Below are 13,905 nucleotides of genomic sequence, written 5' to 3' on the forward strand. Positions count from 1 at the left end.
CGCTGCAATGAGTTCCGCGCCGCCGTACGGTCCATGGGTCACGTGGGAGGCGTGAGGCACGCCCATGACGTGAAGGAGCAGGCGATGAGCGCTTCAGGACTGTCGGCGGCACGGCTCGGACACACCGGCTCCGACGTCCTGGGGGTGCTCATGGCCAGGGCCACCGGGCGGCACCGGCGTGTCGACGCTGCTGGTCGTCTCCCACCGTCCCGCCGTGCTGGCGCGGGCCGACCAGATCATCGTCCTCGACCGGGGCCGGGTGGTCGGCAGGGGGACGTTGGAGGAGCTGCTGGAGAGCTGCCCGGAGATGCGGCGGCTGTGGTCGCTCAGCTCGCTGGACGATCAGGGATCGGCGTTCAGCGTGGCGTGACGAGCGCCCGCAACAGCTCGCGCAGGGTGTCCTGCTGGTCGGCGCTGAGCGTGACCAGCGGGGACTGGGCGCCCAGGCGTTCGACGACGTCGGCCCGGCACCGCTCTCCGGCCGGGGTGAGGATGATCTGCTTGGCGCGCCGGTCGGTGGGGTGCGGCCGGCGTTCGAGCAGGCCCTGCTGTTCCAGCCGGTCGAGGACGAAGGTCGCGTTCGACGGCTCGCAGGACATCCGGGTGGCGAGTTCGCGCGCGGTGATCGGCTCGGACAGCTCGCGGAGCGCGACGACCTGGGTCGGGGTGAGCCCGACCTCCTCGGCGATGCGGCGCACGTGGACGTCGAGCCGCTGCGCGAACTGGTGGACCAGTTTGCACACGTCGCGATCGATCTGGCCGTCGGTCGACAGTTCCGGCTGCCTTGTCATGTTCCCAGCGTAGCGCTCCTGCTTCGAACTATGATAGTTCTAGTTCGCATTATTCGAACTAGATGTATTTGGGGCGTTCTTCGTGCCGCTTCCTGTCTTCTCTCTCATGCTGGTGGTCTTCAGCCTCACGACCGGCGAGTTCGTGATCGTCGGCATCGTGCCGGACGTGGCCGCCGACCTGTCGGTGTCGATTCCCGCGGCCGGCGCACTGGTGACCGCCTACGCGATCGGCATGATCGTCGGAGGGCCGGTGGTCACCGTCCTGACGGCGCGGCTCGGCCGCAAACCGCTCATCGTCGGACTCATCGCGGTGTCCGTCATCGCGAACCTTGGTTCGGCGGTGGCGCCGAACTACGCCGTTCTGCTGGTGGCGCGGTTCGCCGCCGGCCTGATCGTGGCCACCTTCTTCGCCGTCGCGGTCGCCACCGCCGTCTCCATGGCCCCCGCGGGCAAGCAGGCGTCCACCGTGGCGAAGGTCGCCCTGGGGATGAACCTGGGCATCATCCTCGGAACGCCGATCGGCACCCTCATCGGGCAGAACCTCGGCTGGCGGGCGACGTTCGCGACGGTGGCCGCGTTCAGCGTCGCGGCCCTGCTGCTGGTGCTGCGGTACGTCCCCGCCCAGCCGGCCGTCGCGACGGGGTCAGTGCTCGGCGAACTGCGCGTCTTCGCCGATCGGGACGTCCAGCTCGCGATCGTCCTCACCGCGGTCGGCAACGTGGGCATCGTGACCGTCTTCACCTACATCACGCCCCTGCTCACCGACGTCAGCGGGTTCGCCGCCGGTTCGGTGCCCGTCCTGCTTCTGGTGTACGGCGCCGGCGCGGTGGCCGGGAACTTCCTCGGCGGCTGGCTTTCGGACAAGGCCCTGATGCCGTCGCTGACCGGCCTGCTCGCCGTGCTGACGGGCGTCCTGGCGCTGTTCTGGCTCGTCAGCGGGGTCCAGGTGGCCGCGGTGGTCATGACCTTCGTCATCGGGGTGCTGGCGTTCGCCATCATCCCGGGCATGCAGACGCGGGTGCTGTCCACGGCCGGCGCGGCTCCGACGCTGGCCGTGGCGGTCAACGCCTCCGGCTTCCAGGTCGCCGCCGCGTTCGCGGGCTGGCTCGGCGGCGAGGTCATCAGCGGCGGGCCGGGCCTGCGGTCGATCTACCTCGTCGGCGCGCTCCTCACCGCGGCCGGCCTGGCCGTCGCGCTCTACAGCCTGCGACGCGAGCGCGTGCTGGCCGCCCGCGCCTGACACCGCCTCCGCCCTCACGGGCCCGGAGCAGATCATCGATACCCGAGTTAGGAGTTCTTTCATGGATGGCGCAGCAGGCAGGGCGCTGGAGGGCAAGGTCGCGCTGGTGACCGGCGGGTCGCGCGGCATCGGAGCGGCGACCGCCCGCGCCCTGGCAGCCGGCGGAGCCGCGGTGGCGATCAGCTACTCCGTCTCCGCCGACGAGGCCGAGGCCCTCGTGTCCGACCTCGGACGCGCCGGGGCGCGGGCGGCCGCCTACCGGGCCGACCAGGGTGACCCCCGGCAGGTCGGCGACCTCGTGGCCGCCGTCGCGGCTGACTTCGGGCGGCTCGACGTGCTGGTCAACAACGCCGCGACGTACGTCGCCGGCCGGGTCGACGACGCCGACGGCGACCTGGCGGCCTTCGACCGGCAACTCGCCGTCAACGTCGGCGGCGTCACCGCGGGCATCCGGGCCGCCGCCCGGCTCCTCGGCGACGGCGGACGGATCATCACCGTCGGCTCCATGCAGGCCGTCCGCCCTGGATTCGCGGGCGTCGCCGACTACGCCTCGACCAAGGCCGCGATCATCGGGTACAGCAAGGGGGCGGCCCGGGACCTGGCCCCCCGGGGCATCACCGTCAACGTCGTCCAGCCCGGGTCGGTGGCCACCGACATGAACCCCGCGGACGGACCCTTCGCCGACGTCCAGCGCGCGGCCAACGCGATGGGCCGCTTCGGCAGGCCGGAGGAGATCGCGGCGGGAATCGCCTTCCTGGCAGGCCCGGGTGCGTCCTTCATCACGGGCACCGTCCTCACCATCGACGGCGGCTACCTCGCCTGACGCGACACCGGCCGACGAGCCGGACGGGCGCGGTCGGGACACGGTCTCAGGCGCCTGCCGGCGGAGGAGCCAGGTAGGGCCCTCCCTACCACGAAGCGGGGGATGTCCTGCTTGGGGCGGCCACGCAGGGGCAATAGCGTTCTGCCGTGATCAAGAATTTCCCGCGCATCGCGGCTCTCACTTGCGCCGCCCTCGTGGCCACCGCGCCTCTGACGACGACCGCCGCCGCGGCGGCGACTCCCGCCAGAGGCGCCCTGGTGAAGGCCGAGCAGTCGGCCCGCATGACGAGCGGCGAGGTCAACGCCTTCCTCGGCAAGGCGGGCTTTCCCGCGATAGAGAACGCCAAGGGCGTCGACGTCTACAGCGTCAGCTACCGCACCGTCGACGTGAAGGGCAGGCCCACCACGGCCACCGGCTCGCTCGTCCTGCCCCAGACATCCGCCCACGACCTTCGCGTGGTCAGCTACAGCCACGGCACGATGGCCGACAGGCGGGCGGCGCCCTCGGTGGCGTCCACGGGGGAGGGCCGCTTGCTGCCGGTCTACTTCGCCGCGCACGGTTTCGCCGCGGCCGCCGCCGACTATCTCGGCCTGGGCGAAGGGCCGGGCGCGCACCCGTACATGCACACCGCCACCGAGGCCGGGGCCTCCGTGGACTTCCTCAAGGCCGCCCGGACGCTCGCCCAGCAGCACCAGGTCACACTCGACAAGCGGATCATGGTGACCGGTTTCTCCCAGGGGGGCCACGCCGCCATGGCCCTGGGCGCGGCCCTGCAGAAGGACCGCGACCTGGACGTGTCCGCGATCGCGCCGATCAGCGGCCCGTTCGACGTCGAGCACGCCGAGTTCCCCGCCGCGGTGGACGGCGGGCTCGACGGGCGGTCGGCGGCGTTCTATCTCGCCTACTGGCTGACCTCGATGGACCGCGTCTACGACATCTACGATGAACCGTCCGAGGCGTTCCGCCCGCCGTACGACGCGAAGGTGACGGACCTGCTCGACGGGGGCCACGACCAGGAGAGCATCGCGGCCGGCCTGCCGTCCACGCTGGAAGAGCTCCTCACCCCGGCCTACCTCGGCAAGCTCGGCAAGCCCACCGGCCGGTTGCTGAAGGCGATCAGGGAGAACGACACGACGTGCCGCGACCTGCGCGCCGGGGCGCCAGTGCGGCTCTTCGCCGCCACCGGCGACCGCGACGTGGTCCCCGCCAACTCCGCGAGCTGCCTGAAGGATCTGCAGGCGCGGCATGTGGACGCGACCCTCACGGAGGTGGGCGACGGGAACCACTTCGCCTCGCTCAGGCTGTCGCTGCCCAAGGTGCTGGCCTGGTTCCAGCAGAGGTCCGGCGCCGCTGTCGGCTGAACAGCCGCCAGGCCCGCGCTTACGGGTCGCCATCTGCGGGAACACCCGGGAAACAGCCGGGAGCGACGTGGATGGGGGTCCGTTGAGACTCGCGGGGGCGCGCGTGCTGATCACCGGCGCGTCGTCGGGCATCGGCGCCGCGACGGCGCGGGCGATGGCCGCGTCCGGGGCGAGCCTGCTGGTGACCGGGCGCGACCGGGCCCGGCTGGCCGCCGTCGCCGCCGAGGTCGGCGGCCAGGCGCTCGCCGCGGACCTCGTCACGGAGGCCGCCGCCCTGGCGCGGCGGGCGGGGCCGGTCGACGTCCTGGTGAGCAACGCGGGCATCGGCTGGGCGGGGCCGCTCACCGTGATGCCCGGCGGGACCGCCGAGGGGTTGATCGCGGCCAACCTGGCGGCCCCCATCGAGCTGACCCGGCTGCTCCTGCCGGCCATGATCGACCGCGGCCGGGGGCACCTCGTCTTCGTGGCCTCGATCGCCGGCGCCGTCGGCGTGCGCGACGAGGCCGTCTACTCCGCGACCAAGGCCGGGCTCATCGCGTTCGCCGAGAGCCTGCGGTACGAGCTGGACGGGATCGGCGTCTCCGTCGTGCTGCCCGGCGTCGTCGACACCGCTTTCTTCGCCCGGCGCGGCACGCCGTACGCCCGGCGACGGCCCGCGCCGATCCCGCCGGAGCGGGTCGCGCGGGCGATCGTGTCCGCCGTCGAGCGCGGGCGGCCGGAGACGTACGCGCCGGGCTGGCTGCGGCTGCCCGCCCGGCTGCGCGGCGCCGCGCCGGGGCCGTTCCGCGCCCTGGCCGGCGTGTTCGGCAAGCCGGTCAGCCGCCGCGCACGGCCCGGAGCGACTCCCTGAGCGAGGTCAGCGTGGCGAACACGGCCGTGGGCTCGTAGCCGCAGTGCGCCATGCAGTTGGCGCAGCGGGGGTCGCGGCCCCGGCCGTAGGAGTCCCAGTCGGTCTCCTCGACCAGCTCGCGGTAGCTGGCCGCGTACCCGTCCGACATCAGGTAGCAGGGACGCTGCCAGCCGAACAGCGAGTACGACGGGATCGCCCACGCCGTGCACGGGAAGTCGACCTTGCCCTCCAGGAAGTCGAGGAACAGAGGGGTGTGGTTGAGCCGCCACCGCCGCCGGTTGCCGCCGGAGAACGCCTTGCGGAACAGCGCGCGGGTCTCCTGGACGCCCAGGAAGTGCTCCTGGTCGGGGGCCTTCTCGTAGGCGTACCCGGGAGAGATCATCATCTCGTCGACGCGCAGGTCGTCGTTGAGGAAGTTGAGCACCTCGATGACCGTCCGCGGGCTGTCGGTGTTGAAGAACGTGGTGTTCGTGGTGACGCGGAAGCCGCGACGCCGGCACTCCCGCACCGCGGCGACCGCCTCGTCGAACACCCCGTCCTTGCACACCGACGCGTCGTGCCGCTCCCGCAGCCCGTCGAGGTGCACCGTCCACGCGAAGTACGGCGACGGCCTGAACTCGTCGATCTTCTTCGGGATGAGCAGCGCGTTGGTGCACAGGAACACGTAGGTCTTCCTGGCGACGAGCCGGCGCACCAGCTCGCCGATCTGCGGGTGCATGAGCGGCTCGCCCCCGGCGATGGACACCATCGGGGCGCCGCACTGCTCGGCGGCGGCGACGGCCTCCTCGACGGGCATCCGCCGCTTCAGCACGCCGGCGGGGTGCTGGATCTTGCCGCAGCCCGCGCATTTCAGGTTGCAGGCGAACAGCGGCTCCAGCTCCAGCAGCAGCGGGAACTTCGAGCGGCCCCGCAGCTTCTGCCACAGGACGTACCCGCCGATGCGCAGGGCCTGGCGAACGGGCATCGTCACGTCGACCGCACCTCCTCGGGGGGCGCGCACTGTTCGGACTCCCAGGCCGTCCGGCGCGCCCAGCGCGCCAGCGCCCGGCCGACGTGCCGGAGCGTGCGCAGCGCCTGCACGCCGCTGAGCAGCGTGGCCGGGTGCAGCAACGGGGTGGCCGGCGTGTCGACGATGACGCGCACCGCCGCGAACGGCCGCCCGCCCGCCGCGGCGGCCACGGGCCCGGACTCCATGTCGACCGCGAGCGCCCCCTGCGCCGCCAACCGGCCGCGTTCCGCTCCCACCACGAGCTGGCCGGACGTCACCAGGGGGCCGGTGCGCACCGGCAGTCCGGCGCCGGCGAGCTCCTCGGCGACGAACGGCGCTGACGGGCAGGGCAGCACCCGCCCGTCGAAGCGGACCTCCTCGGCCACCACCACGTCGCCGGGGCGCAGCCCCTCGTCGAGGGCTCCGCCGAAGCCCGCCACGGCCAGCGCCTCGACGTCGGCGAGAAGCGGGAAGGCGGACGCCGCGTTGCCGGGGCCCATCCCCATCCGGATCACCTCCACGCCCTCCGTGGCGGGCATCAGCCCTTCCCGCAGGGCGCGCGCCTCGATGCCCAGCGCGGTGCAGATCAGCAGACTGGTCATGACGCAGCCTTCCCACTGGCAGCTTCGCCGACCGCCGCGCCGTCGCCGATCGCCGTGCCGTCGCGGGCCGCCGCGCCGTCACCCGGGTGGGCGCTCTCGCAGGCGCGGCCGCGGGCCTTCGCGCCGTCGCCCACGCTCGCGGTGGCGCCCGCTCCCGGGCCGGAACTCAGGTAGCGGCCCAGCGCGCTGATCGGGAAGACCAGCCGGTAGAGGTGGTAGTTGATGGAGAAGTCGCCGGGGAACCCGGTGCCGGTGAAGAACGGCTCGTCCCAGGTGCCGTCCGGGCGCTGGCGGGCGACCAGCCACGCCACGCCGCGCTCCACCGCGGAGGTCCGCTCCCCGGCGGCGAGCAGCGCCAGCAGCGCCCACGCGGTCTGCGACGGCGTCGAGGCGCCGCGCCCGATCCACGCCGGGTCGGTGTAGGAGCGCAGGTCCTCGCCCCAGCCGCCGTCCTCGTTCTGGTGGCGTTCCAGCCAGGACACCGCCCGCCGGACGCACCGGGCCCCGGGCCGCACCCCGGCGGCGATCAGGGCGGGCACCACGGCGCCCGTGCCGTACACGTGGTTGGCCCCCCAGCGGCCGAACCACGACCCGTCCGCCTCCTGCGCCTTCAGCAGCCAGACGACCGCCCGCCGCACGACCTCGCGAGACGGCGGCGGCTCCACCGCCAGCGCCTCGACGACGTGCGCGGTGACGTCGGCGGAGGGCGGGTCGATGACGGCTCCGAAGTCGCAGAACGGCAGGCGGGTGCAGAGCGTGCGCGTGTTGTCGGCGTCGAACGCGGCGAAGCCGCCGTCCCGCGACACCATGCCGGCCATCCAGCGGACCGCGCGGTCGACGGCGGGGCGGACGTCCGGATGCTTCACCCGCCGCAGGGCCAGGACGGCCTCGGCGGTGTCGTCCACGTCGGGGTAGCCGTCGTTGTCGAACTCGAACGCCCAGCCGCCGGGCGGCAGCGACGGCCGTCGCACGCTCCAGTCGCCCGGGCCGGTGATCTCCTCGCCGAGGACCCAGCCGGCCGCCCGCACCAGGGCGGGATGGTCGCGGGGGAGGCCCGCGTCGCGCAGCGCGTTGATCGCCAGCACGGTGTCCCACACCGGCGACTGGCACGCTTCGAGCCTGCGTCCCTGCTCGTCGCGGATGGTGAACCGGTCGAGCCCCTCGATGCCCTTGCGCATCACCGGGTGGTCCAGGCCGTAGCCGGACAGGCGCAGCGCGATCAGGGAGTAGACCCAGGGTGGCTGGATGCCGCCCCAGGATCCGTCCCGCTCCTGCCGGGCCACGATCCACTCGGCCGCCCGCCGCAGCGCCGCCCGGCGCAGGCCGGGAACCGGACGCCGCTCGTAGCCGTGCAGTGCGCGGTCGAGGGCGGCGAACACCCCGTCCCAGCCGCCGCGCCCGCGGCGGACGGGACGCCCGGTGCGCAGCTCGGCCAGCCCGAAGGGCAGCGGACGGACCGGGCGGCGGGCGCTCACGATGGTCAGCGGCACGATCGTCTGCCGCGCCCAGCAGGCCCAGTCGTAGATGTTGAGCGGGAACCACGGCGGCAGGAACACCGTCTCGGGCGGCAGGACGGGAAGGTCCTGCCAGCGCCACTGCCCGAACAGGGCGAGCCAGATGCGGGTGAACACCCGGCTCGCCTCGATCCCGCCCGACTCGCGGACGAAGGCGGCGGCCGCTCGCATGTGCGCGGCGTCGGCCGGGTCGCCGGCGAGCCGCAGCGCGGTGTACGCCTCGACCGTGGTGGACAGGTCGCCGGGGCCGCCGTGGAAGGTGGCCCACGTGCCGTCGTCGCGCTGCCGCGAGCGGATCCAGCGGGCCGCCTCCGCGGTGTCCCGCTCGGCGCGGATGCCGAGGAACTCGCGCAGCAGCAGATCCTCGGCGTCCATGGTGACGTTCGTCTCCAGCTCGCCCTTCCACCATCCCTCGGACGTCTGGAGCCCGAGCAGGTGGTCGCGCGCCGCGTCGAGGGCGAGCGCGGCGGCGGTGGGTCCAGTGGAGGTGGGCCCAGTGGAGGTGGACGCGGCGACTGTGGTCATGTCAGTGACCTCGTGAGGTGAGGAAGCGGGCGATGTCCAGGAACTCGGCGCGCACGGCCGGGGCCATGTCGGCGTCGGCGAGGTGCCGTCCGGCGGTGTCGAGGCGGTGCTTGGCCTCGCTCTCCGCCCATGAGCGTCCGCCCGCGTCCTCGACCAGCGCGGCGGCGTCGCGCAGGTCGCCTTCCGACAGCGGGTGCGGGGCGGACAGCAGGGCGGCCAGCCGCGCCGCCGCCCGGGTGCCGCTCGTGAGCGCGGCCACGACCGGCAGCGACTTCTTGCGGGCGCGCAGGTCGGACAGCACCGGCTTGCCGGTGGCCGCCGGGCTGCCCCAGATGCCGAGCAGGTCGTCGGCGAGCTGGAAGGCCAGGCCGACCTCGGCTCCGAACGCGGCCAGGGACGCGACCAGCGGCGCGGGGGCGTCCACCGCGATGGCGCCGATCGAGCAGGCGCAGGCCAGCAGCGCGCCGGTCTTGTGCGCGGACATGTGCCGGCATTCGTCCAGGCTCACGTCGTCGCGCCGCTCGAACTCCAGGTCGAGCGCCTGCCCGGCGATCAGCCGCCGGGTCGCGGTGGCCAGGCAGCGCGCCGCGGGCACCCGCCCCGGGCAGGTGTCCTCCAGGAGCAGCTCGCCGGCCAGCGAGAGCAGGGCGTCGCCGGCGAGGATGGCCGCCGGCTGCCCGAAGACCGTCCAGGCGGCGCGACGGTGCCTGCGCATCCGGTCGCCGTCCATGATGTCGTCGTGCAGCAGCGAGAACGCGTGTACCAGCTCGACCGCGGCCGCGGCGGCGAGTGCCCGCTCGGCGCCCGCCGCGCGGGCTGACAGCACGGCCAGGGCGGGACGTAGCGCCTTGCCGCCGCCGGCCGTGACGGGCCGGCCGTCCTCGTCGGCCCAGCCGAGGTGGTAGGCGGCGACGCGCGCAGTGATCGGATCGAGCCTGGTCACCGCGGCGCGCAGGACGGGCTGCACGAGCTCGCGGGCGGTCACGACCGCGGGCGGGACGACGTCGCTCACCGGATCGCCTGCCGTTCCAGGTGGTGCCTGGCCGATCTGGCGGCGTTGAGTCCGCTGCGCACGGCAGCCTCCATGGTGTCGGGCCAGCCCGTGTCGGTCCACGCGCCGGCGAGGAACAGCCCTGGCCATCGGGTGACGGCCTGGGGACGGAGCACGCCGCTGCCAGGCCCCTGCCGGAACGTGGCGCGGCGCTCTCTGGTGACGAAGAAGTCGACGACCTGGGCGTGCCGGGCCTCGGGGAAGAGCCGTTCCAGCGCGGGCACGAAGACGGCGCGCGCCTGCGCGGCCGGGCAGTCGATCCACCGGTCGGCGGCGGAGACGGAGACCGCCAGGTACTGGCCCCGGCGCAGCCCGGCCGCCCGCGTCTTGTCGAACACCCACTGCACCGGCGAGCCGACGACCGCGGCGAACGGCACGTCGGTGACCCGCCGGTCGTAGACGACGTGCACGTTGACGATGGGGCTGGCGGACAGCGCGCTCCACCGGTCCCGGTCGGGGGCGGCGTCGAGCGGGGTCAGCGCCGCGGCCTGCTGGTGCGGCGTGGCGACGATCACCGCGGACGCCTCCACCCGCGTGCCGTCCACGACGACCGCCGGGCCGGGCTCGATGGCCGTGACCTTCGTCGCCAGCCGCACGGTGCCGCCCTGCCGGGTGATGGCCGACAGCGCCGCCTCGCCGTGCAACTGCCCGAGGGGAACGGCGGGCACGCCGATGTCGGCCGCGTCGGCCCGGCCCAGCAGCGCCGTCCTGAACACCATCGCCGCGAGCCCGAGCGCGGCGTCCTCCGCGCGGACGTTCAGGGCGGCCACCGCGAACAGCTCCCACAGGGCGTTCTTCGCGGCGTCGCGTTGCCCGTGCGCGGACAGCCAGCTCGCCAGATCGATCCTGTCCAGCGCCGGGTCTGCCGGGTCGAGCCGGCGCAGCGCGAGCGAGCCCCGCAGCGCGCGCAGCCGGTCCGCCGGACGGAGCAGCGGGTAGGACGCCAGCGACGGCACGAGGTGGAACGGGCCGGGCAGCGCGTGGCGCCGCAGCCGGGCCGACCGCCCGTCCGGGGTGAGCACCCGCACGTCGAACCGCTCCTGCAACTCGACGTGCCGGCTGGCGCCGAGCCGGTCGAGCAGCCCTCGGTAGGCGGTGCAGCAGCGCAGGAAGACGTGCTGCCCGTTGTCCACCATGAGCCCGTCGCGGGCGAACGAGTGCGTGGCGCCGCCCAGCCGGGGGCGGGCCTCGTACAGGGTGGTCCGGTAGCCGGCCTCTTCGAGCGCGAGCGCGGCGGCGATGCCGGCCAGCCCGCCGCCGACGATCGCGACCGGCTCGCCGCCCATCGGCTCTGCGCTCCTCGGCCGGACGTTCAGCGGCCCGCCCTTCAGCGGCTCGTCTTTCAGCGGCCCGTCTTTCAGCGGTGCCCTGCCCATCGCCTCTCCACTCGTTCGCTGGAGGTCCAGCGGTCTGTCCGCTGTCGGCGTCCCGTTCATCGGGCCGCCCTTGTGAGGGTGAGCGCCCGTGCCGCGATCATGGCCTTCTCCCACGCGGGCAGCGACAGGCGGGTGGCCAGCGCCCCGGTGGGGTCGGCCGTGATGCGCTCCAGCAGGGACCGGTAGATGCCCGCCATGGCCGTCGTGCAGGCGGCGCTGCGCGCGTCGAGCAGCGGCAGCAGGCACATCCCGGTGGCGAACCAGTCACGCGCCCGGCCCGCCTCGAACCTGACGAGCTCGGCCAGCCGCTCCGGCGGGTCGACGAAGAAGCGGCCGCTCGGATCGAGCTCCAGCGTGCAGCCGAAGCGTTCGAGGTCGGCGGCGGGCAGGTAGACCCGCCCGGCCAGCCGGTCCTCCCGGACGTCCCGCAGGATGTTGGTGATCTGCAGGGCCACGCCGAGGGCGTCCGCGAGCGGCCGGGCGGCGTCGGGGTCGTCGGCGCCGAACACGCCCAGCGACAGCCTGCCGACCGACCCGGCGACACACCGGCAGTAGGCGACCAGGTCGTCGAACGTCGCGTACGTCGTCCCGCGCACGTCGGCGGCGCAGCCGTCGATGAGCTCGGCGAAGGCACCGAGCGGCAGCCGGTAGCGGAGGGTGGCGTCGTGCAACGCCATCAGCACCAGGTCGTGCGAGCCGGGAACGCCGCCCGCCATGCCGGAGGCGGGCGGGTCCAGCGTGTCGCGGGCCGCGGTCAGGCGGGCCAGCCGCTCCCCGGTGGTGGCGTCCCCGTCGGCGATGTCGTCGATCCGGCGGGCGAAGGCGTAGACGGCGCTCAGCGCGCGCCGCTTCGGCGCCGGCAGCAGCCGCATCCCGTAGGAGAAGTTACGCGCCTGCCTGCGCATGATCTGCTCGCAGTGCCGGTACGCCTCAGGGACGCCCACCGCCGCACCCCCTTCTCGCGAGGATGCGCAGCCACGCCGTCAGCAGGGGCGTGCCACGCGGCCGTACCGCCTGGCCGAGCACGTCGAACTCGGCCTGCCGCAGCGCCGTGACCGTGGCCAGGCCGCCCGCGACGTACCCCGCGATGGCCAGCCGGGCCAGGCCGGTCACCGAGGCGACGAGCAGGTCGCCCTCGCGGAGCAGCCGCTCGGCGCGCTCCGTCTGGAGCGCGACGACCTCGCGGACGGGGTCCGGCGTGGCGGGTCCGGCCAGGTCGGACTCGGCGCAGCGGAACCGTTCCAGGTCCTGCTGCGGCAGGTAGATCCGGCCGCGCGCGTAGTCCTCGCCGACGTCCTGGCAGTGCTCGAGGAGCTGCAGCGCCGTGCAGATCCTGTCGGACAGGGGTAGCCGGTCGGGGGCGGCCATGCCGAACACGTGCAGCACGATGTGGCCCACCGGGTTGGCCGACAGCTCGCAGTAGTCCAGCAGGTCGGCGAACGTCTTGTAACGGGTGACCGACTGGTCCCGCCGGTTGGCCTCCACCAGCTGCCGGAACGGCGCGAGGGGGATCGAGCAGGCCGTGACGGTCGGCTCCAGGTCGCGGACCGCCTTCAGGAGGGGGGCGCGTCCCGCGTACAGGCGGAGCAGGTCGGCTTCGACGGCGTCCAGCAGGCGCAGGGGATCGTCGTGTCCGGGCTCGTCACCGATGTCGTCCACCAGGCGCGCGAATCCGTACACCGCGAGCAGGTGACGGCGGTATCCGTTCGGCAGCAGCCGGGAAGCGACCGGGAAGTTCTCCCCGCGAGCTCTCGTTACGACGGTCACCTGTCACGTCTCCCCCCGGATGGCATGAATGAAGGCTGTCCGTCGCGAGCGGCCATAAACGCGGCCACCTGCCTCATTGGGGTTTACCGGGCATGATCTGGGCGAATATTTGGGATCAGGACGTATGACCGCGTTTCTGGAAAGCCTGTCCATTTCTTTTATGTGTAGACAGGTCAAACCGTATCCAGATGAAAAGCGGCGTAAAAGATGGCACGGGTGGGATGCCGTTTCTATCGGCGTATTCCACAGGAATCGTGAAATCGTGGAGGAAAGGCGTGTGCCTAACGCACTCCGTGCTCCCGCAGGGGGCCGACCCGCAGCCCCGCCTCCCGGCAGGCGTCCACCAGCAGAGGCAGGGCGCCGAGGGCGGACCGCCACGAGCCGGGCGCCGAGGTGTGGTCCGAGTCGTGCAGGAGCAGGGTGGCTCCGCCGCACAGACCGGACGCCATCGTCGCCGCCACGGACGCCGGGGTGGCCGAACGCGTCCAGTCCCTGCCCCAGGCGGTCCACAGCACCGGACGCAGCTGCCGGCGGCGCGCGGCGAGGAGGATCTCCGCGCTGAGCACCCCGTAGGGCGGCCGGTACCACTGCGGGGCCGTCCCGGTCACCTCGGTCACCAGGTCGGCGGCCCGGCCCATCTCGGCCGCCATCCGTCCGGGCCGGGTCAGCAGGGCGTTGTCGTGGTGCCAGCCGTGCACGGCGAGCTCGTGACCGTCGGCCACGATGCGGCGGCCGAGCGCCGGGCACCGGTCGAGCATCTCGCCGAGGACGAAGAAGGTGGCCCGGCAGCCCAGCCGCTCCAGTTCGTCGAGGAACCACGGGGTGGACTTCGGGTCGGGCCCGTCGTCGAAGGTCAGCGCGACGTGCCCGGCCGCGCCCACCCCGGCCAGACGAGGCAGCAACCGCCGGACGGGCGGCAGCCAGGTCGCGGCGGGACCCGCGTGCACCAGCCCCAGCACGCCGGCGGCCAACGCCGCGCGGGCCGCCCCGCGCACCGCTCCACGCGCGACTCGTCCC

Annotated in this window: 14 protein-coding genes; 5 read left to right on the forward strand and 9 right to left on the reverse strand. The window is 73.7% G+C overall.

The annotated features are described in order from the left end of the window. Nucleotides 1-178: 178 nt before the first annotated feature. Nucleotides 179-370 carry a hypothetical protein gene (locus tag ABZ297_RS35080; protein WP_355355550.1) on the forward strand — a complete coding sequence of 64 codons (192 nt, stop codon included), beginning with the start codon at nt 179-181 and terminating at the stop codon, nt 368-370. Here the strand turns inward: ABZ297_RS35080 and ABZ297_RS35085 are convergent. Continuing rightward, nucleotides 357-791, reverse strand: a complete 435-nt coding sequence (locus ABZ297_RS35085; RefSeq protein WP_355355552.1) for a MarR family transcriptional regulator — start codon at nt 789-791, stop codon at nt 357-359. The genes ABZ297_RS35080 and ABZ297_RS35085 overlap by 14 nt on opposite strands. 106 nt (nt 792-897) lie before the next feature. Between ABZ297_RS35085 and ABZ297_RS35090 the strand changes: the two genes are divergently transcribed. From ABZ297_RS35090 to ABZ297_RS35105, 4 genes are all read left to right on the forward strand, one after another. After that, nucleotides 898-2,031, forward strand: coding sequence for an MFS transporter (locus tag ABZ297_RS35090; RefSeq protein WP_355355554.1), 1,134 nt, complete (start codon nt 898-900; stop codon nt 2,029-2,031). A 61-nt stretch (nt 2,032-2,092) separates the two neighbouring features. Next, the gene (locus ABZ297_RS35095; protein WP_355355556.1) at nt 2,093-2,854 is read left to right on the forward strand and encodes an SDR family oxidoreductase; all 762 of its coding nucleotides are present in this window, start codon (nt 2,093-2,095) and stop codon (nt 2,852-2,854) included. A 146-nt stretch (nt 2,855-3,000) separates the two neighbouring features. After that, nucleotides 3,001-4,215, forward strand: coding sequence for a hypothetical protein (locus ABZ297_RS35100; RefSeq protein WP_355355558.1), 1,215 nt, complete (start codon nt 3,001-3,003; stop codon nt 4,213-4,215). Nucleotides 4,216-4,297: 82 nt separating this feature from the next. Continuing rightward, nucleotides 4,298-5,065 carry an SDR family NAD(P)-dependent oxidoreductase gene (locus ABZ297_RS35105; RefSeq protein WP_355355560.1) on the forward strand — a complete coding sequence of 256 codons (768 nt, stop codon included), beginning with the start codon at nt 4,298-4,300 and terminating at the stop codon, nt 5,063-5,065. Here ABZ297_RS35105 and hpnH read toward each other — a convergent pair. The 8 genes from hpnH to ABZ297_RS35145 form a co-directional block, all read right to left on the reverse strand. Continuing rightward, nucleotides 5,031-6,029, reverse strand: coding sequence for an adenosyl-hopene transferase HpnH (hpnH, locus tag ABZ297_RS35110; protein WP_355355576.1), 999 nt, complete (start codon nt 6,027-6,029; stop codon nt 5,031-5,033). The two genes, ABZ297_RS35105 and hpnH, sit on opposite strands and share 35 nt — an antisense overlap. A gap of 2 nt (nt 6,030-6,031) precedes the next feature. Beyond that, nucleotides 6,032-6,655 (reverse strand): hypothetical protein, encoded by a 624-nt coding sequence (locus ABZ297_RS35115; protein ID WP_355355562.1) that lies wholly within the window; start codon nt 6,653-6,655, stop codon nt 6,032-6,034. Beyond that, entirely contained in the window at nt 6,652-8,694 is a 2,043-nt protein-coding gene (gene shc, locus ABZ297_RS35120) for a squalene--hopene cyclase (RefSeq protein WP_355355564.1), read from the reverse strand. Before shc ends, ABZ297_RS35115 begins: the two co-directional genes overlap by 4 nt. A gap of 1 nt (nt 8,695) precedes the next feature. Beyond that, nucleotides 8,696-9,706, reverse strand: a complete 1,011-nt coding sequence (locus tag ABZ297_RS35125) for a polyprenyl synthetase family protein (RefSeq protein ID WP_355355566.1) — start codon at nt 9,704-9,706, stop codon at nt 8,696-8,698. Next, nucleotides 9,703-11,121 carry a hydroxysqualene dehydroxylase HpnE gene (gene hpnE / locus ABZ297_RS35130; protein ID WP_355355568.1) on the reverse strand — a complete coding sequence of 473 codons (1,419 nt, stop codon included), beginning with the start codon at nt 11,119-11,121 and terminating at the stop codon, nt 9,703-9,705. Before hpnE ends, ABZ297_RS35125 begins: the two co-directional genes overlap by 4 nt. 56 nt (nt 11,122-11,177) lie before the next feature. After that, nucleotides 11,178-12,065, reverse strand: coding sequence for a squalene/phytoene synthase family protein (locus tag ABZ297_RS35135; RefSeq protein WP_355355570.1), 888 nt, complete (start codon nt 12,063-12,065; stop codon nt 11,178-11,180). Beyond that, on the reverse strand, nt 12,052-12,888 hold the full coding sequence (gene hpnC / locus ABZ297_RS35140) for a squalene synthase HpnC (protein ID WP_355355572.1): 837 nt from the start codon (nt 12,886-12,888) through the stop codon (nt 12,052-12,054). Before hpnC ends, ABZ297_RS35135 begins: the two co-directional genes overlap by 14 nt. Before the next feature lie 281 nt (nt 12,889-13,169). Then, nucleotides 13,170-13,905 (reverse strand): polysaccharide deacetylase family protein (locus ABZ297_RS35145; protein ID WP_355355574.1); only part of this gene is annotated, 736 nt, incomplete at its 5' end.

This window comes from Nonomuraea sp. NPDC005983 (genome assembly GCF_040614375.1).
Classification (GTDB): Bacteria; Actinomycetota; Actinomycetes; order Streptosporangiales; family Streptosporangiaceae; genus Nonomuraea.

Coding starts and splice junctions, on each gene's coding strand:
- ABZ297_RS35085 (WP_355355552.1), bottom strand. CDS start 791: ATGACAAGGCAGCCGGAACTGTCGACCGACGGCCAGATCGATCGCGAC.
- ABZ297_RS35090 (WP_355355554.1), top strand. CDS start 898: ATGCTGGTGGTCTTCAGCCTCACGACCGGCGAGTTCGTGATCGTCGGC.
- ABZ297_RS35095 (WP_355355556.1), top strand. CDS start 2,093: ATGGATGGCGCAGCAGGCAGGGCGCTGGAGGGCAAGGTCGCGCTGGTG.
- hpnH (WP_355355576.1), bottom strand. CDS start 6,029: ATGCCCGTTCGCCAGGCCCTGCGCATCGGCGGGTACGTCCTGTGGCAG.
- ABZ297_RS35115 (WP_355355562.1), bottom strand. CDS start 6,655: ATGACCAGTCTGCTGATCTGCACCGCGCTGGGCATCGAGGCGCGCGCC.
- shc (WP_355355564.1), bottom strand. CDS start 8,694: ATGACCACAGTCGCCGCGTCCACCTCCACTGGGCCCACCTCCACTGGA.
- hpnE (WP_355355568.1), bottom strand. CDS start 11,121: ATGGGCAGGGCACCGCTGAAAGACGGGCCGCTGAAAGACGAGCCGCTG.